13 protein-coding genes and 1 pseudogene are annotated in these 18,236 nt (G+C 68.9%); 8 read left to right on the top strand and 6 right to left on the bottom strand.

Annotation, left to right across the window (positions count from 1 at the left end; all coding sequences use genetic code 11):
- Window positions 1-118: 118 nt before the first annotated feature.
- Together JX613_RS03005 and lnt are read left to right on the top strand one after the other, a co-directional pair.
- Window positions 119-1,717: pseudogene (locus JX613_RS03005) on the top strand (DEAD/DEAH box helicase); the annotation flags it as partial.
- A gap of 507 nt (window positions 1,718-2,224) precedes the next feature.
- The gene (lnt, locus tag JX613_RS03000; RefSeq protein WP_207099975.1) at window positions 2,225-3,694 is read left to right on the top strand and encodes an apolipoprotein N-acyltransferase; all 1,470 of its coding nucleotides are present in this window, start codon (window positions 2,225-2,227) and stop codon (window positions 3,692-3,694) included.
- A 72-nt stretch (window positions 3,695-3,766) separates the two neighbouring features.
- On the opposite strand, the gene JX613_RS02995 is transcribed toward lnt, so the two are convergent.
- Complete coding sequence (locus JX613_RS02995) at window positions 3,767-4,393, bottom strand: J domain-containing protein (protein WP_207099974.1); 627 nt, start codon at window positions 4,391-4,393, stop codon at window positions 3,767-3,769.
- Between the two features lie 69 nt (window positions 4,394-4,462).
- Here JX613_RS02995 and JX613_RS02990 point away from each other — a divergent pair, with 69 nt between their 5' ends.
- The 5 genes from JX613_RS02990 (at window position 4,463) to JX613_RS02970 (ending at window position 10,131) form a co-directional block, all read left to right on the top strand.
- Complete coding sequence (locus JX613_RS02990) at window positions 4,463-4,714, top strand: BolA family protein (RefSeq protein WP_207099973.1); 252 nt, start codon at window positions 4,463-4,465, stop codon at window positions 4,712-4,714.
- 79 nt (window positions 4,715-4,793) lie between these two features.
- The gene (glpX, locus tag JX613_RS02985) at window positions 4,794-5,759 is read left to right on the top strand and encodes a class II fructose-bisphosphatase (protein WP_207099972.1); all 966 of its coding nucleotides are present in this window, start codon (window positions 4,794-4,796) and stop codon (window positions 5,757-5,759) included.
- Window positions 5,760-5,805: 46 nt separating this feature from the next.
- Window positions 5,806-7,542, top strand: coding sequence for a single-stranded-DNA-specific exonuclease RecJ (gene recJ, locus JX613_RS02980; RefSeq protein ID WP_207099971.1), 1,737 nt, complete (start codon window positions 5,806-5,808; stop codon window positions 7,540-7,542).
- A 64-nt stretch (window positions 7,543-7,606) separates the two neighbouring features.
- Window positions 7,607-8,299 carry a metal-dependent hydrolase gene (locus tag JX613_RS02975; RefSeq protein ID WP_207099970.1) on the top strand — a complete coding sequence of 231 codons (693 nt, stop codon included), beginning with the start codon at window positions 7,607-7,609 and terminating at the stop codon, window positions 8,297-8,299.
- Entirely contained in the window at window positions 8,296-10,131 is a 1,836-nt protein-coding gene (locus tag JX613_RS02970; protein ID WP_207099969.1) for a M24 family metallopeptidase, read from the top strand. Before JX613_RS02975 ends, JX613_RS02970 begins: the two co-directional genes overlap by 4 nt.
- A 246-nt stretch (window positions 10,132-10,377) precedes the next feature.
- On the opposite strand, the gene JX613_RS02965 is transcribed toward JX613_RS02970, so the two are convergent.
- The 3 genes from JX613_RS02965 to gltX all read right to left on the bottom strand — a co-directional run bounded on the left by JX613_RS02965 (window position 10,378) and on the right by gltX (window position 13,893).
- Window positions 10,378-11,028, bottom strand: a complete 651-nt coding sequence (locus JX613_RS02965) for an SDR family NAD(P)-dependent oxidoreductase (RefSeq protein WP_207099968.1) — start codon at window positions 11,026-11,028, stop codon at window positions 10,378-10,380.
- A gap of 88 nt (window positions 11,029-11,116) precedes the next feature.
- A complete protein-coding gene (gene gltA / locus JX613_RS02960) occupies window positions 11,117-12,409 on the bottom strand; it encodes a citrate synthase (protein ID WP_207099967.1) in 1,293 nt (430 codons plus the stop codon).
- 77 nt (window positions 12,410-12,486) lie between these two features.
- Window positions 12,487-13,893, bottom strand: coding sequence for a glutamate--tRNA ligase (gltX, locus tag JX613_RS02955; RefSeq protein WP_207099966.1), 1,407 nt, complete (start codon window positions 13,891-13,893; stop codon window positions 12,487-12,489).
- Between the two features lie 94 nt (window positions 13,894-13,987).
- Here gltX and JX613_RS02950 point away from each other — a divergent pair, with 94 nt between their 5' ends.
- On the top strand, window positions 13,988-16,153 hold the full coding sequence (locus JX613_RS02950) for a ComEC/Rec2 family competence protein (RefSeq protein ID WP_237168315.1): 2,166 nt from the start codon (window positions 13,988-13,990) through the stop codon (window positions 16,151-16,153).
- Window positions 16,154-16,157: 4 nt separating this feature from the next.
- Here JX613_RS02950 and JX613_RS02945 read toward each other — a convergent pair whose 3' ends face one another.
- On the bottom strand, window positions 16,158-17,339 hold the full coding sequence (locus JX613_RS02945; protein ID WP_207099965.1) for an amino acid aminotransferase: 1,182 nt from the start codon (window positions 17,337-17,339) through the stop codon (window positions 16,158-16,160).
- On the bottom strand, window positions 17,340-18,194 hold the full coding sequence (sseA, locus tag JX613_RS02940) for a 3-mercaptopyruvate sulfurtransferase (RefSeq protein WP_207099964.1): 855 nt from the start codon (window positions 18,192-18,194) through the stop codon (window positions 17,340-17,342).
- Window positions 18,195-18,236 lie beyond the last annotated feature (42 nt).

The raw sequence follows: 18,236 nt of genomic DNA, 5'->3' as shown, positions 1-18,236 counted from the left end.
GCTGAAGGGGCGTGCGAGTCTTGCGTCCCATTGCAGGCCGCACCAGCCATCCGGGCAAACGCGGCAATGGAACGCATCGCGCCAGATCACCGGCGCGCAAGTCTTGGAAAGCCCCTGAATGACCAAATTCTCCGATCTGAAGCTGGACCCCAATGTCCTGAAGGCCGTGTCCGAGGCCGGGTACGAGGTGCCGACGCCGATCCAGGCCGGCGCCATCCCGCCCGCGCTGGAAGGCCGCGACGTTCTGGGGATCGCGCAGACCGGCACCGGCAAGACCGCCAGCTTCACCCTGCCGATGATCACGCTGCTGGGCCGTGGCCGGGCCCGCGCCCGGATGCCCCGGTCGCTGGTCCTGTGCCCGACGCGCGAATTGGCCGCCCAGGTGGCCGAAAACTTCGACACCTATGCCAAGCACACCCGCCTGACCAAGGCGCTGCTGATCGGCGGCGTCAGCTTCGGCGAACAGGACAAGCTGATCGACCGGGGCGTGGACGTGCTGATCGCCACGCCGGGCCGCCTGCTGGACCATTTCGAACGCGGCAAGCTGCTGCTGACCGGCGTGCAGATCATGGTCGTCGATGAAGCGGACCGGATGCTCGACATGGGCTTCATCCCCGATATCGAGCGGATCTTCCAGCTGACCCCCTTCACCCGGCAGACGCTGTTCTTCAGCGCCACCATGGCGCCCGAGATCGAGCGGATCACCAACACCTTCCTGCACGCCCCCGAACGGATCGAGGTCGCGCGCCAGGCCACCACCAGCGAGACGATCACCCAGAAGCTGGTCGAACTGGTTCCCACCCGCCGCGACATGGCCGCCAAGCAGAAACGCGACCTTTTGCGCGCCCTGATCGACGCCGAGGGGCCGGAAACCGAAACCGGCGGGCTGAAGAACGCCATCATCTTCTGCAACCGCAAGACCGACGTGGACATCCTGGCCAAGTCGCTGGCCAAGCACGGCTATGACGCGGCGCCCATCCATGGCGACCTGGACCAAAGCCACCGCACCCGCACGCTGGACAATTTCCGCGAAGGCAAGCTGAAGTTCCTGATCGCCTCCGACGTGGCGGCGCGCGGCCTGGACATCCCGGCGGTCAGCCATGTGTTCAACTACGACCTGCCGTCCCATGCCGAGGATTACGTCCACCGCATCGGCCGCACCGGCCGGGCGGGACGGCTGGGCAGCGCCTTCAGCATCGCCACGCCCTCTGACGAGAAGTATTTGTCCGCCATCGAAAACCTGGTCAAGCAGACCCTGCCCCGCGCCCCCCTGCCCGAAGGCTTCACCTTGTCCGAAACCGACCGCCCCGCAGGCCGCGACGACCGCCGCCCCGCCCGCGACAAGACCCATGGCCGCGACAGATCCCGGGGCCGGGACGAGGAACGCCGCGAACCGCGCGAGGAGCGTGCGCCCGAGCCCGTGGCGCGCGAGGAAGCCCGCCGCGAACCTGCCCGTGAGGACCGTCGCGAGGACCGTCGGGACGACCGCCGCGAGGATCGCAACACCGACCGCCGGGAAGACCGCCGCGACCAGAACCGCGAACGCCGGGGACGGCGCGACGACCATCGCGGCCCTGCCGTGATGGGCATGGGCGATCACGTCCCGGAATTCATGCTGGTGGAACTGCGCCGCGCCCTGGCCTCGACCTCGCAGGAAAGCGACGACAAGCCGCGTCCGGCCGAGGCCGCCCAGCCGGTCGCCGCCGAGGCGCCCGCCGACAAGCCGCGCCGCAGCCGCAACCGCCGCAAGAAGGCCGATGCACGCACCGAGGCCGAAGCACCGGCAGTCGAAGCGGTTGAAGCCGTGGCCGAAGCCCCCGCCCCCGCCGATCTGGACGAGCCAGTGGCCGAAGCCCCCGTCTCCGAGGCCGCGCCGGTCCAGGAGGTGGCTGAAGCCGCCCCGGTCGAGGCAACCGCCGAACCCGTTGCTGAGATGCCCGCGACCGACGCCCTTGCCGTGGAAGCCCCCGCCGCCGATCCGGTGGCCGAGGACGCGCCCAAGCCCAAGCGCACCCGCCGCAAGAAGACCGAGGAAGAGGCTGCGGAAACCCCCGCCGAACCTGCGGAAAAACCCAAGCGGACCCGTCGCAAGAAGACCGAGGACACCGCCGAGGCCACGGCCGAGGAAGCGCCCAAGCCCAAGCGCACCCGCCGCAAGAAGGCGGACGAGGCACCGGCCGCCGAGCCCCGGCCCAACGCCGACGCCGAGGCCTGATCGCCGCCCATGCGCGCCCTGACCGGACGGGTGCCGCTGCGGCAGCTTGGGCCTGACCTGGCGCTTGGCCTGGTTGCGGCCCTTGGCCTGCCGCCCTTCGGCCTCTGGATCGCCACGCCCCTGGTGCTGGCGCTGCTGATCCACCGCGCTGCCCGGGGTGGGGCCTTCTGGCGCCTGCTGGCCGGGGGCCTCGGCTGGTTCGGCCTGTCGATGAGCTGGATCACCGAGCCCTTCCTGGTCGAGCCCGAAATTTATGGCTGGATGGCCCCCTTCGCGCTGGTCCTGCTGGCGCTTGGCGGCGCGCTGTTCTGGGCCATCCCGGCGGGCCTGGCCGCACGTCATGCCCCCGATGTCCCGCGCCGGGCGCTCGCCATCGCTGCCGCGCTGGTCCTGTCGGACTGGCTGCGCGGCTGGCTCTTCACCGGCCTGCCCTGGTCGCTGACCGGCCATGCCTGGATCGACACGCCCCTGGCGCAAACCGCCGCTTGGACCGGCGCGATCGGGCTGAGCCTGGTCACGCTGGCGCTGGCTGTCCTGCCTTCGCTGCTGCGCCCCCTGCCCGCCGCGCTGATCGCGCTGGTTGTGACCGGCGGGCTTTGGGCCGCTGGCCTGGCGCGGCTGGCGCAGCCCCTGCCGGCCGATACGCAGACGGTCGTCCGCATCGTCCAGCCCGATGCGGAACAGCACCTGAAATGGGATCCCGAATGGGCGGCGGTGTTCTTCCAGCGCCTGCTGGACCTGTCCGCCGCACCCGGCCCGCGCGACCTGGTGATCTGGCCGGAAACGGCGGTGAATTTCCTGCTGGAGGACGCGGGCCCGGTCCTGCCCGCTATCGCGCAGGCGGCAGGCGCGCCGCTGGTCATGGGCATCCAGCGGCGCGACGGCAGCCGCTTCTACAACAGCCTCGTCACGCTGAACCCCGACGCGACGGTCGGCGCCCCCTATGACAAGTTCCACCTGGTCCCCTTCGGCGAATATATCCCCTGGGGCGATGCGCTGGCCCGTGTCGGCATCACCGCCTTTGCCGCGCAACAGGGCAACGGCTATTCCGCAGGCCCCGGACCGGCCATCATGTCCGTGCCTGGTGTGCCGGACTTCCAGCCGCTGATCTGCTACGAGGCAATCTTCCCGCAACACCTGCGCGGCCTGGACTCCCGCCCCGCCTGGCTGCTGCAGGCGACGAACGACGCCTGGTTCGGCCAGTTTTCCGGCCCCTACCAGCACCTTGCCCAGGCCCGCCTGCGCGCCATCGAATCCGGCCTGCCGCTGATCCGCGCCGCCAACACCGGCATCAGCGCCGTCATCGACCCGCACGGCCACATGCGCCAGTCGCTCGGCCTGGGCGTCCAGGGCAAGATCGACGCCGCCCTGCCCGCCCCCCTGCCGGAAACAGCCTGGATGACATGGGGCAACGCCCCCGCTGTCCTGCTGGCGGCCCTTGCCCTTGCCGCAGCCCTCATCCGCCGCAAGCGCGCCTGACAACTTCTTCTTTACTCAAATATCCGCGGGGGAGTCTGCGCAGCAGACGGGGGCGGCAGCCCCCCTGCGGCCTCAATCCTTGAAGAACCGGCTGTCCTTGACCTGATCCCAGGCCCAGACCACCTCGGCCAGCCGATCCTCGTCCGACCGGTCGCCGCCGTTCATGTCGGGATGCAGATCCTTGACCAGCGACTTGTACTGCTTGCGGATTTCGGCCCGCGTCCAGCTGTCCTTGGCTTCCAGGATGTCCAGCGCCTTGCGTTCGGTGGGCGGCAGCTTGCGGCTGGCCTTGGCGCGGGCCTCGGGCGCGGTGCCGTTGGCGCCCAGGATTTCCAGCGGGTCGCTGACACCGTGGCGCGCCCATTTGTCCTCGGCAGCAGAGCGGCCAAAGGGCTTGGTCGGGCGTTCCCAGACGGTCGCGTTGTCGATGAACTGCTGGAACTCCTCCTCGGACTGGCCCTGGAAATAATTCCAGTTGGCGTTGTATTCGCGGACATGGTCCTTGCAGAACCAGAAATAGTCGTCGAGGTTGCGCGGGTTCTTCGGCGCGCGGTACTGGCCAGGCTCGTCGCAGCCCTGCTTGTCGCAGGTCCGGGTCGAGGTCTCGAAGGCGCCGGACATGCCGCGACGGCCCTTGTTCTTGCGCTTCTTGTCCTTCGCGGCCGAAATATCGAATCCGAACGGGTCGTTCCTGCTCATTGGGGGGCACCTTTGCGACTCGGAGGCGGCAGTTTAGGGTTTTTGACGCGACATGAAAGGTCTTGACGAATGATTGCCGACGAAATGCGCGCGCGGCTGGCCGCGCTGAACCCCACCCGGCTGGAGGTGATCGACGAAAGCGAAAGCCATCGCGGCCATGCGGGATACCGCGACGGCGGCGAAAGCCATTTCCGCATCCGCATGGCCAGCCCCGCCTTTGCCGGGCTGAACCGCGTGGCGCGCCACCGGCTGGTCCACCAGACCCTGGGCGACATCGTGCCCCGCATCCATGCCCTGGCGCTTGATCTGTCCGACGCGTGACGCGTTAGCGCCGACAGGCTTGCCGCTGCTGCGGACGGGGCGTAAGACCCGGGCCATGCTGCCGCAAAAAGGGATGGACATGACCGCGCCCAAGGATTTCAACGACCGGATGCTTTCGCTTGGGCTTGCCCGCGTCAGCGAGGCTGCCGCCCATGCCTCGGCCCGGCTGATCGGGCGCGGCGACGAGAAGGCCGCCGATCAGGCCGCCGTCAACGCCATGCGCGACCAGTTGAACATGCTGGACATCAAGGGCGTCGTGGTCATCGGCGAGGGCGAGCGTGACGAGGCCCCGATGCTGTATATCGGCGAGGAGGTCGGCACTGGCGAGGGCCCTGAGGTGGACATCGCCCTTGACCCGCTGGAAGGCACCACGCTGACCGCCAAGGACATGCCGAACGCGCTGACCGTGATCGCCATGGCCCCGCGCGGCACGCTGCTGCACGCCCCCGATGTCTACATGGAGAAGCTGGCCATCGGGCCGGGCTATCCGACCGACGTGGTCAGCCTGGAGATGACGCCCTCGGAACGCGTGCGCGCGCTGGCCCGCGCGCGCGGGGTCGAGGACAGCGACATCACCGTCTGCATCCTGGAACGCCCCCGCCACGAGGATCTGGTGGCCGAGGTGCGCTCTACCGGCGCGGCGATCCGGCTGATCACCGATGGCGACGTGGCGGGCGTCATCCACTGCGCCGAGGCCGAGCTGACCGGCATCGACATGTACATGGGATCGGGCGGCGCGCCCGAAGGGGTTCTGGCGGCATCCGCCCTGAAATGCATGGGCGGGCAGATGTGGGGCAAGCTGTTGTTCCGCAACGACGACGAACGGGGCCGGGCACGCAAGGCAGGCATCACCGATCTGGACCGGATCTATGCGCGCGACGAACTGGTGACGGGCGACGTGATCTTTGCCGCGACGGGCGTGACGAACGGGTCGATCGTGGCGGGCGTGAAGCGCGAGCCGAACTATCTGCAGACCGAGACGATCCTGATGCGGTCGAAGACCGGCTCGGTCCGGCGGATGATCTATCGCAACCCGATCAGGTAAAGGGGGCTTCGCCCCAGGGTATTTGGACAACGAAGAAGGTGCAGGCGTGACGTTTCTGGGAATCGAGCAATCGCTGACGGGTCGGCGGTGGATCGGCCCGGACAGCGGCGCCGACCGCCTGGCCGAGGGGCTGGCGCAGCGCACCGGCCTGCCGCTGCCGGTCGCCCGCATCCTGACCGAGCGCGGGGTCGAGGCGGAGGGGGCCGAGGGCTTCCTGACGCCCCGGCTGCGCGACCTGCTGCCTGATCCCTTGTCCCTGCGCGACATGGGTGTTGCCGCCGAACGGCTGGTCGCGGCGGCCATCAACGGCGAGCGCATCGCCATCTTCGCCGATTACGACGTGGATGGCGGCAGTTCCGCCGCGCTGCTTCTGGACTGGCTGCGCGGCCAGGGGCGGGACGCGACGCTGTATATTCCCGACCGCATCGACGAGGGCTATGGCCCGAACGCCCCCGCCATGGCGGCGCTTGCGGCAAACCACGACCTGATCGTCTGCGTCGATTGCGGCACGCTGAGCCATGACGCCCTGGCCGCCGCTGCGGGCACCGACATCATCGTGCTGGATCACCACCTGGGCGGCGAAACCCTGCCGCCTGCGCTGGCCGTCGTGAACCCGAACCGCGCGGACGAGGATGGATCCCTGGGCCACCTGTGTGCCGCTGGCGTGGTGTTCCTGACGCTGGTGCAGGCGGGGCGCGTGTTGCGCGGCATGGGGCGGCCGGAACCGGACCTGATGGCGATGCTGGATCTGGTGGCGCTGGCGACCGTGGCCGACGTGGCCCCCTTGGTCGGCGTCAACCGCGCCTTCGTGCGGCAGGGCCTGGCGGTCATGGCGCGCAGGCAGCGCCCGGGCCTGGTGGCGCTGTCGGACGTGGCGCGCCTTGACGGCCCGCCCGGCGCCTTTCACCTGGGCTTCCTGCTGGGCCCGCGCATCAACGCGGGCGGCCGCGTGGGCCGCGCCGATCTGGGCGCGTTGTGCCTGTCCTGCCGCGATCCGCGCGAGGCCGGGCGGCTGGCGGCGGAACTGGACGGGCTCAACCGCGACCGCCGCGCCATCGAGGCCGCCGTTCGTGACGAGGCGATTGCCCAGGTTGAGGCGCGGGGCGATGCCCGCCTGTCCTGGGCGGCGGGCCAGGGTTGGCATCCGGGCGTCGTGGGCATCGTCGCCGCGCGGGTGAAGGAGGCGACCGACCTTCCCTCGGTCGTGATCGGGGTCGAGGGCGGGATCGGCAAGGGCAGCGCCCGCTCGGTCCCCGGGGTCGATCTGGGCCGCGCCATTCATCGCCTGGCCCAAGAAGGCCTGCTGATCAAGGGCGGCGGGCACACCATGGCCGCGGGGCTGACCGTGGCCGAAGCGATGATTCCCGCCGCCATGGCCCGCCTGTCCGATCTGATGGCCGCCGATCTGGCGCAGCGGACAGGGGCGCGAGACCTGCGCATTTCCGGCCTGATGGAATGCGCGGGCGCCACCCCGCAGATCTATCGCCAGCTGGAGGACGCCGGCCCCTTCGGCCAGGCCGCCCCCGCGCCGCGTTTCGCCTTTGCCGACCAGCTGATCGACAGCGCCAGCACCATGGGCGACAGCCACCTGCGCCTGTCCTTCCGCAGCGCGGGTGGCCCGGCCCTGGAGGCCGTGGCCTGGGGCGCAATGACCGGCCCGCTTGGCCCTGCCCTGCTGGGCGCGCGGGGGCGGCGCTTCCATCTGGCGGGCAAGCTGGATCTGTCCACCTGGGGCGGGCGCGAACGCCTGCGCCTGCGGCTGGAGGACGCGGCCCCCGTTTGACCCCCTCTGGTCACCGCCAAGGCCCGCCGCTAACCTGCGCGCCACAAGGGACAAGGGGACCGCGATGAAACTGACCTGGCTTGGACATTCCGGCTTTCGCCTGGAGATCGAGGATGCGGTGATCCTGATCGACCCCTGGATTTCCGGCAACCCGGTCTTCCCCGAGGACGCCCGGGCCCAGGCCATCGGGGGTGCGACCCATGTCCTGCTGACCCACGGCCATGGCGATCATTCCGGCGACACGCTGGCCATCGCCAAGGAGCTGAAGATCCCCGTCGCGGGCATCTATGACTTGGTCAGCAGCTGGGTCACGCATCACGATATCGAGGGGATCGGTTTCAACAAGGGCGGCACCGTCGATCTGGGCGGGGCGAAGGTGACGATGGTGAACGCGTCCCATTCCAGCTCGCTGACCGGGGCGGACGGGCCGATCTATGCGGGCCACGAATCGGGCTACATGATCGCGGGCGAGGGGCATGTGATCTATGTCTCGGGCGATACCGACATCATGGCCGACATGGGCTGGATGGGGGAATACCACCGGCCCGACATCGGCATCCTGTGTGCGGGCGGGCATTTCACCATGGATATGAAGCGCGCGGCCTGGGCGGCCAGGACGTATTTCGACTTCAAGACGGTAATCCCTTGTCATTACAAGACCTTCCCGCTGCTGGAACAATCCGCGCAGGTGCTGATCGACGGGTTGCCCGGCGTGCAGGTGATCGAACCCCAGGTCATGAAGGCGATTACGCTGTGAGCTTCCAGTCCTTCGACGATCCCGCTGGCGGCGCCGACCACCCTGCCCGGCTGGCGCAGTTGCGCGCACGGCTTGCGGCGGATGGGCTGGACGGCTTCATCGTGCCCCGCGCCGACGCCCATCAGGGCGAATACGTGGCCGATGCCGATGCGCGGCTGGCCTGGCTGACGGGCTTCACCGGCAGCGCGGGCTTTGCCATCGTGACGCCCGACCGGGCCGGGGTGTTCATCGACGGCCGTTACCGGGTGCAGGTCAAGGCGCAGGTGGACCTGGACCATTTCACGCCGGTGCCCTGGCCGGACACCAGGCCCTCGGACTGGCTGCGGGATGCCTTGCCCGCGGGCGGACGGCTGGGCTTCGATCCCTGGCTGCACACCCGCCAGGAAATTGAGACGCTGGAAAAGGCGCTTGCCGACAGCGGCATCGGGCTGATCGCCGTGGACCCCAACCCGCTGGACCTGGTCTGGCCCGACCGCCCCGCCCCGCCGGTGGGCCGCGCGCGTGCCCATGACGATGCGGTGGCGGGCGAGACCTCGGCCGCCAAGCGCGCCCGGCTGGCGGCGCTTCTGCGCGAGGAAGGCCAGGCGGCGGCGCTGCTGACGCTGCCCGATTCGATCTCGTGGCTGCTGAACATCCGGGGCAGCGACGTGCCCAAGAACCCCATCGTGCAGTCCTTCGCGGTGCTGTCGGATGACGGCCATCTGGCCCTGTTCGCGGATCCTGCCAAGTTCGACGACTCCCTGCGTGCCCGCCTGGGGAACGAGGTCGCGATCCTGCACCCCGACGGGCTGGCCCCCGCCCTGCTGGACCTGGAAGGCCCCGTCCGCATCGACCCCGCCTCGGCCCCCGAGGCCGCGTTCCGCCTGCTGGAAAGCGCGGGTACCCAGATCGCGCGGGCGACCGATCCCGCGATCCTTCCCAAGGCGCGCAAGAACGCCGCCGAACTGGACGGAATGCGCGCGGCCCATGGGCGCGACGGCGTGGCCATGGTGCGGCTGCTGGCCTGGCTGGACGCCCAGGATCCGGCGACCCTGACCGAGATCGACGTGGTCGAGAAACTCGAATCCCTGCGGCGGGACGCAGGCATCACCGACATCAGCTTCGACACGATCTGCGGGGCGGGGCCGAACGGCGCCATCGTCCATTACCGCGTCACCCGCGCCACCAACCGCCGCCTGGCGCGGGGCGAGGTGCTGCTGATCGATTCGGGCGGCCAATATCCCGACGGAACCACCGATATCACCCGCACCCTGCCCCTGGGCGATCCTCTGCCCGAGGCCGTGGGCCCCTATACGGCGGTCTTGCGCGGCATGATCGCCATCAGCCGGGCGCGCTTTCCAAAAGGGGTCGCGGGCGCGCATCTGGACGCGCTGGCGCGGCAATACCTGTGGACGCAGGGCCTGGATTACGACCACGGCACCGGCCACGGCGTCGGCGCGGCGCTTTGCGTGCACGAAGGCCCCGCGCGCATCAGCCGCGCCAGCACCCTGGCCCTGGAGGCCGGGATGATCCTGTCGAACGAACCCGGCTATTACCGCGAGAACGCTTTCGGCATCCGCATCGAGAACCTGGTCGCGATCACCGAGGCCCCCGCCGAACCGGGCCGCACCATGCTGGGCTTCGAGACACTGACCCTCTGCCCCATCGACCGCCGCCTGATCGACATCGCGGCCCTGTCGCGGGACGAGGTCGACTGGCTGGACGCCTATCACGCCCGGGTCCGCGAGGCCCTGTCGCCGCATCTGGATGAAGACACACGCAACTGGCTGGATCAGGCGACCAGGCCGCTGGATGTTTCCCACAATAGGAAAAATGCTGAGCCTGCTGATTGAATACCTGGAAAACAAGGCCGCTGGCCGCCCATGGTTACGGGGTCTGATAGCAGCATTTGTTGCGGCCCTATGGGCCTTGTTCTTTTATGGATTGATGTTCAGGGAATGAGACAGGTCAAACAGGATCAATGATCGGGTTGGCCAGGGCGCGCCGGGATCACTTCACCGCATCATCAATTCTTCTTCATGAAAATAGCCTCGGGGGGTCCGGGGGGCGAAGCGCCCCCGGCCTTCGCGGGACGCAAATCACAGCGCGTCCAGGATCCGCGCCGCCTCAAGCTTGCAGGGCGTCAGCGCCGCCCGATCCTCGCCCGGGAAGAACCGGGCGCGCACGGCGGTGGGCATCGGCGCAGGCTCGGCGATGACCACGCGCGGGCCGACCGATGCAGCCTCGGCCTGCCAGCTGCGGGCAAGCGCGATCTGGCCTGCCTTGGTGGCCCCATAGGCGCCGAAGAACTTGTGCCCCGCGCGGGGATCGTCGAAGAACAGCGCCGTGCCGGACCGCGCGCGCAGCAGCGGTTCCAGCAGCGCGATCAGCCCGCGCGTCACGTCCATGTTGACCAGCACCGATTTCGCCCAGTCCTTGCCATCGACATGCGGCGCAGGCGCCAGGGGGGCGACATGGATCGCCGGATGCGCCCACAGATCCAGCCCGCCCCAGCGGGCCAGGACGGCCTGGGCCAGTTGCTGCATCGCGGGCGCCTCGGCCACGTCCATGGGCGCAAGCGTCGCGCTGCCGCCGGCGCGGCGGATGCGGTCGTCCAGTTCCTCAAGGCCGCCAACCGTCCGGGCCACCGCCAGGACGTGATAGCCGCGCGCCGCCAGATCCTCGGCAAGGGCGGCGCCAAGGCCGCGGGATGCGCCGGTCACAAGCGCGATTTTCGGTGTCTCTGTCATGGCCGTCCCCTTGCCACTCCACCCGCGCCTTCGCAAGGCCCGCCATGCAAAGAGGCCCCCGAAGGGGCCTCTGGCAAGCTGCGACCGATCAGCGCGCGGCGACGGCGAGGTAGTCGCGCTTGGCCTCGCCCACATACAGTTGGCGCGGGCGGCCGATCTTGGCCTGGGGATCGGCGATCATTTCCTTCCACTGCGCGATCCAGCCCACCGTGCGCGACAGCGCGAAGATCGGCGTGAACATCGAGGTGGGGAAGCCCATCGCTTCCAGGATGATGCCCGAATAGAAATCGACGTTGGGATACAGCTTCTTGGAAACGAAATACTCGTCCTCCAGCGCGATCCTCTCCAGCTCCTTGGCGACCTGCAACGTAGGGTTGTTCTCGACCCCCAGCAGATCCAGAACCTCGTCGGCGGATTCCTTCATGATCTTCGCGCGCGGGTCGAAGTTCTTGTAAACCCGGTGGCCAAAGCCCATCAGGCGGAACGGATCGTCCTTGTCCTTGGCGCGCGCGATGTATTCGGGGATGCGGTCCACGGTGCCGATCTCGCGCAGCATCTCCAGGCAGGCCTGGTTCGCGCCGCCATGGGCCGGTCCCCACAGGCAGGCGATCCCCGCCGCGATGCAGGCGAAGGGATTGGCCCCCGACGACCCCGCCAGGCGCACGGTCGAGGTCGAGGCGTTCTGCTCGTGATCCGCGTGCAGCGTGAAGATGCGGTCCATGGCGCGGGCCAGGGCCGGATCGACATGGTATTTCTCGGCCGGGACCGAGAAGCACATGTGCAGGAAGTTGCTGGCGTAATCCAGTTCGTTCTGCGGATAAACGAAGGGCTGGCCGATCGAATATTTATAGGCCATGGCCGCGATGGTCGGCAGCTTGGCGATCAGCCGGATGGACGCCACCTCGCGCTGCCAGGGATCGTTCACGTCGGTCGAATCGTGATAGAATGCCGACATCGCGCCGACCACGCCCACCATGGTCGCCATGGGATGCGCGTCGCGGCGGAAGCCCCGGAAGAAGTTGTGCATCTGTTCATGCACCATCGTGTGACGGGTCACGCGACGCTCGAAATCCTCCATCTGCGCGGCGGTGGGCAGGTCGCCGTACAGCAGCAGATAGCAGACTTCCAGGTAATGGGACTGCGCGGCCAGCTGCTCGATGGGATAGCCGCGATACCACAATTCACCCTTGTCGCCGTCGATGAAGGTGATGGTGGAATCGCAGCTTGCGGTCGAGGTGAAGCCGGGATCATAGGTGAACACGTCCGCCTGCCCATAGAGCTTGCGGATATCCAGCACATCCGGCCCCTGGGTGGGGCGAAGGATCGGCAGCTCGTATTCGGCATCGTTGATCTTGAGTGTGGCGGTCGTTGCGTCGGCCATCCAAAGCGTCCTTTCCGGCTGGGCCGGGCCGACCTTCGATTGAACGGGGGACGACCCTAGCATGTAACGGCAGGCGGTCAGCCTGCCAAATCCGTCTGGTCTTGCAACCGGGCCAGCGATTCCTCGCGGCCTAGTGCCGTCATCATGTCGAACACGCTGGGGGTCGCCGTCCGGCCGGCCAGGGCCGCGCGCAAAGGCGCCGCCAGTTTGCCCAAGCCCACGCCGTTCTCCTCGGCGACCTGCTTGGCCGCCTGCTCCAGCTCGTCTCGGGTCCAGCTAACATGCTGCACTGCGGCAGTCAACGCGGACAGCATACCACGGGATACCAAGTCCAGAGACTTTGATGCTTTTTCGTCCAATTCCACTGGCCGTTCGATCAGCGCGAAGCGCGCCTGGTCCAGCAGTTGCGGCAGGGTTTTCGCCTTTTCCTTCAGGGCAGGCAGCACCGGCGCCAGCCGGTCCCTCTGACGCTGCGTCAGGGCGGCGGCGCCGGTTTCCGTCAGGAAATCGTCCAGGGCGGCCAGCAGGTCGGCATCCGTCATGGTGCCGATATGGTGCCCGCTGACATGCTCCAGCTTCTTGAAATCCAGCCGCGCGGGGGCGCGGTTGATGCCGCTCAGGTCGAACCAGTCCCGCGCCTGCGCGTCGTCGAACAGCTCGTCGTCGCCATGGCTCCAGCCCAGGCGGGCCAAGTAATTGCGCATCGCCGCCGGGGGATAGCCCATGGCCGCGAATTCGTGCAGGCCCACCGCGCCGTGGCGCTTGGACAGCTTCTTGCCATCCTCTCCATGGATCAGCGGGATATGGGCAAAGACCGGGCGCGGCCAGCCCATCGCGTCGAAGATCTGCACCTGCCGGAAGGTGTTGGTCAGGTGGTCGTCGCCCCGGATCACATGGGTCACGGCCATGTCGCGGTCGTCCACCACCACCGCCAGCATATAGGTGGGCGTCCCGTCCGAGCGCAGGATGATCATGTCGTCCAGCTGGTCGTTGCCCACCCGCACCGTGCCCTGCACGGCATCCTCGATCACCGTCTCGCCCTCGCGCGGGGCGCGCAGGCGGATCGCATAGGGGGCATCGGGCCCGTCCGTCGCGTCGCGCCAGGGGCTCTGGAACGGCTGGCGCGGGTTCGCCTCGCGCCATGCGGCGATTTCCTCGGGGGTGGAAAAGCACTTGTAGGCCGCGCCGCTGTCCAGCATCTGCCGCGCCACCTCGGCATGGCGATCCTTGCGGGCGAACTGGCTGATCGGCTCGCCGTCCCATTCGAGGCCCAGCCAGGTCAGGCCCTTCAGGATGGCGGCGGTCGCCTCGGGGGTGGACCGGGCGCGGTCGGTGTCCTCGATCCGCAGCAGGAATTTGCCGCCCCGGCCCCGCGCGTAAAGCCAGTTGAACAGCGCCGTGCGCGCCCCGCCGATATGCAGGTATCCCGTGGGCGAGGGGGCGAAGCGGGTGACAACCTGGGCTGCGGGCGGCGTGTCGGACATGGCGTTTCCTCGGGGTCGGGCATTAACGCTTTGGTAAGCTGTCCATGCCATCGTTCGGGCGCAGGAATAGAGAAGCCGGCGCGAAAGGACAAGAATGGCCGCCCAAGGCGACATCACGGCATTGCCGGGCTTTTCCGGGACGCGCGCGCCGTCGCGCCATGCCGAGGCGCGGCCCGCCCGGATGGCCGCCACGCTGCGCGCCGGGCTGTTTCCCTGGGTGCCGGTCTGCCTGGCCGCCGGGATCGCGCTGTGGTTCGCGCTGCCTTTCGCCCCCGCCCGGTGGCATTGGGGGGCGCTTGGGCTGCTGGCGGCTTTTGCGCTTGGCACGGGGCGGCTGGCCCTGCCCTGGGCGGAACGGGGCCGCATCGGCTGGCCCCTGGCCGACGGGCTGCGGATCGGTTCCACGGCGGCCCTGCTGGTCATCGCGGGCTTCGGCCTGATCGGGCTGCGGTCGGCCATGGTCGCCGCCCCGGTGATGGAATGGCGATACTATGGCCCCATCGAGGGGCGTCTGGTCGAGATCGACCGTTCTGCCCGCGACCGGATCCGGCTGACGCTGGACCGCGTGGTCCTGCGCGACACCGCGCCCGACCGCACGCCCGCCAAGGTCCGGCTGTCGCTGATCGACCAGTCTGACCCGCTGCCGCCCCTGGGCCAGCGGGTGATGCTGACCGGCCATCTTGGCCCGCCCCCTGCCCCGGCATCCCCCGGCAGCTTCGATTTCCGCTGGCTCGCCTGGTTCGAGGGGTTGGGCGCCGTGGGTTACACCCGCACGCCGGTCCTGACCGTGGAACCGGCCGAGGGCGGGCTGTGGGCCATGCACCGCGCGCGCATGGCGATCAGCCGCGCGATCCAGGACGGCATCGGCGGGCAGGAAGGCGCGGTGGCATCGGCCCTGATGACCGGCGACCGATCCGGGATCGAGGAGGCCACGAACGAGGTCATGCGGGCCTCGAACCTGTATCACATCATCTCGATTTCCGGCCTGCACATGTCGATGCTGGCGGGCTTCGTCTATACCGCTTTGCGCATGGCGCTGGTTCTGGCGCAAGGATTGGGCGCGCCGCTGCCGCAGGCTGTCCACAAGATCGCCGCCCTTGGCGCGCTGCTGGCGTCGGCGGCCTATCTGTGGCTGTCGGGCGGCGGCGTGGCGACCGAACGCGCCTTCGTCATGGTCGCCGTGATGCTGCTGGCGATCATGGCCGATCGCCGCGCCATATCCCTGCGCACCATCGCCCTGGCTGCGACGATCATCCTGATCTATTCCCCCGAGGCCGTGACCCATCCCGGCTTCCAGATGAGCTTTGCCGCCACCGTCGCGCTGATCCTGTCGGCCGGTCCCTGGTCGCGCGTCTCGCCCCGCCTGCCCTTCTGGCTGCGGCCGGTGGCGATGCTGATCGTGTCGTCGCTGGTGGCGTCCATCGCGACCTCGCCCCTGGCGGCCGCGCATTTCAACAGGATGGCGCAATACGGACTGATCGCGAACCTGCTGGTCGTGCCGGTGATGGGTGCCCTGGTGATGCCCGCGGGCGTGATCGGCGCGCTGCTGGCGCCTGTGGGCTTGGCCGGTCCGGCGCTGTGGTTGATGGGCTTGGGAACCCGGTGGATGCTGCGGGTCGCGGAGTATGTCGCGACCTTGGGCGGCGCGGTGGTGGCCCTGCCCCTGCCGCCGGGGCCGGTGATTCCGCTGATGTGCTTCGGCGCGACGCTGGCGGTGCTGTGCTGGCGCGGGGGCGTGGGCGCGCGGCGGGTCAGCCTGCCGGGCGCGGGTTTCCTGGCGGGCATGGCGATGCTGGGGGCATCCGGGGCGATCTGGCTGACCGCCAGCCGCCCGCTGCTGCTGGTGGCCCCCGAAGGCGAGGCGGTGGGGCTGATGACCATGGCGGGCCGTGCCGTGTCCAAGCCGTCCGGCGGGGCCTTTGTCGTCAGCACATGGCTGCAAGAGGATGGCGACACGGCCACGCAGGAAGATTCGGCCACCCGCCCGGCTTGGCAGGGCGACAAGCGCGACCGGATGGCCGCGCTGCCGGGGGGCTGGCAGGTCTGGCATTTCACCGGCAAGGGGGCCGAGACGCGCGCCCCCGCCGCCTGCCAGCCGCAGCGCATCGTGGTGGTCGCGGCTAAGGTCGAAAAACGCGACTGGCCCTGCGTGATGCTGGACCTGGGGCGGTTGCGGCGGACCGGGGCCATCGCCGTCGATTTCGACGACAACGGCCCCGTGCTGCGCGGCGTCAACGCGTTGCGCCGCAATCCGGGCTGACGGGTCAGATCCCGGCGTCGATGATCGCGCGGGCCAAGACCGGCACGGTGTGCTGGTTCAGCCCGGCGATGTTCAGCCGCGAATCGCCCACCATGTAGATGGCCGCGTCGGATTTCAGCGTCGCGACCTGTTCCGGCGTGGCCCCCAGCCGAGAGAACATGCCGCGATGCTGGCCGATGAAGTCGAAGCGGTCGCTGCCCGACAGATCGCGCAGTTCGGACGCCAGTTGCGACCGCAGGCCCAGCATGGTGCCCCGAACCTCCTCAAGCTCTGCCGCCCAGTCGGCGCGCAGGGCGTCGTCGGTCAGGATGGTGCTGACGATGCGCGCACCGTGATCGGGCGGGAAGGAATAGGTCTGCCGGTTCAGGAAGGCCATCGACCCCTGCGCCAGATCGCGTGCGGCGGTGCTGTCCGCCAAGGCGAACAGGATGCCGGTGCGTTCGCGATAGATGCCGAAGTTCTTCGAACACGACGCCGCGATCAGCACCTCGGGCAGGCGCTGCGCGATCATGCGGGTGGCGGCCGCGTCTTCCTCCAGCCCGTCGCCGAAGCCCTGATAGGCCAGGTCGATCAGCGGGATCGCGCCGGATTTCCCCAGGATCGCCGCGACCTCCTCCCACTGGTCCATGGTCAGGTTCGCGCCGGTCGGATTGTGGCAGCAGCCATGCAGCAGCACGATGTCGCCCTTGCCCGCGCGGGCAATGTCGGCCTTGAGCCCGTCGAAATCGACGCCGCGCGTCGCCGCGTCGAAGTAACGGTATTCGACAAAGGGCACACCCATGAACTTCATGATCGACAGGTGGTTGGGCCAGGTCGGGTTGGACACATAGACCGTCACCCCCGGATTGGCCAAACGCGCCAGTTCCAGCGCCTGCCGGATCGCGCCGGTGCCGCCAACGGTGGCCAGCGAGGCCAGCCGATCAGCGGGCACATCGCGCAAAACCATCCGCGCCATGGCGTTGCGGTACTCGGGCTCGCCCGCAAGGCCCGTATAGGCCTTGGTCGTCTGGGTTTCCCAGATCCGCTGTTCCGCCGCCTTGACCGCCCGCATGACCGGCGTCACCCCCTGCGGATCCTTGTAGACGCCGACCCCCAGGTCGATCTTGCCCTGGCGGGTGTCGGCCTTGAATTCCTCGATCAGCTTCAGGATCGAATCGGGGGCTTGGGGTTTCAGGTTCGACAGCATTCAGGCGTCTCCGGTTGCGATGGGCAGGTCCGGGAAGCTGCCCCATTCGGTCCAGCTTCCGTCGTAAAGCGCGTGGTTGCGGTGCCCGATCCGTTCCAGCGCCAGCGACAGCACGGCGGCGGTGATGCCGCTGCCGCAGCTTGTGATCACGGGCTTTTTCAGATCGACCCCGGCGGATTCGAATTCCGCGCGCAGGGCGTCGGGCGATTTCATCGTGCCGTCCGCGTTCAGCAACCGGCCAAAGGGGACATTCCGTGCGCCGGGAATGTGGCCTGACCGCAGGCCGGGACGCGGCTCGGGCACCTCGCCGCGAAAGCGTTCGGGGGCGCGGGCGTCGATGATCTGGTAATCGCCCAGCTTGCTCGCCGAGGCCACCTGCGTCACGTCGCGCACAAGGCCCGCCTGGCGCTGCACGGTGATGTGGCGGTCGCGCAGGATCGGGGGCATGTCCTCGGTGGGGCGGCCCTCGGCCTGCCACTTGGCGAAGCCGCCGTCCAGCACGGCCACGTCGGTCTTGCCCATCAGGCGGAAGGTCCACCAGACCCGCGCGGCGCTGCGCACGTCGGAATTGTCATAGACCACGACCTGATGCCCGTCGCCCACGCCCATGGCGCGCATCCGGGAAATGAACATCTCGACCGGGGGGGCCATGTGCGGCAGGGCGGATCGCTTGTCGCTGATCGCGTCGATGTCGAAGAACCGCGCGCCCGGAATGTGTGCGGCGTCATATTCGGCCCGCGCGTCGCGGCCCGACGCGGGCATGTGCCAGCTTGCATCCAGGATGCGCAGGTCGGGATCGTTCAGGTGGGCGGCCAGCCATTCGGTCGAGACCAGCGTTTTCGGATCGTCCTGCATGGCCCCCTCCTGTCCCGGTGCGGGCCTGATCTACAGGGGGCC

Origin of the sequence: Paracoccus shandongensis, assembly GCF_017315735.1 — a bacterium.
In the GTDB taxonomy this organism is placed as follows: Bacteria; Pseudomonadota; Alphaproteobacteria; order Rhodobacterales; family Rhodobacteraceae; genus Paracoccus; species Paracoccus shandongensis.
The sequence above is the reverse complement of the archived record's forward strand: the minus strand, read 5'-3'. Positions and strand labels throughout refer to the sequence as shown.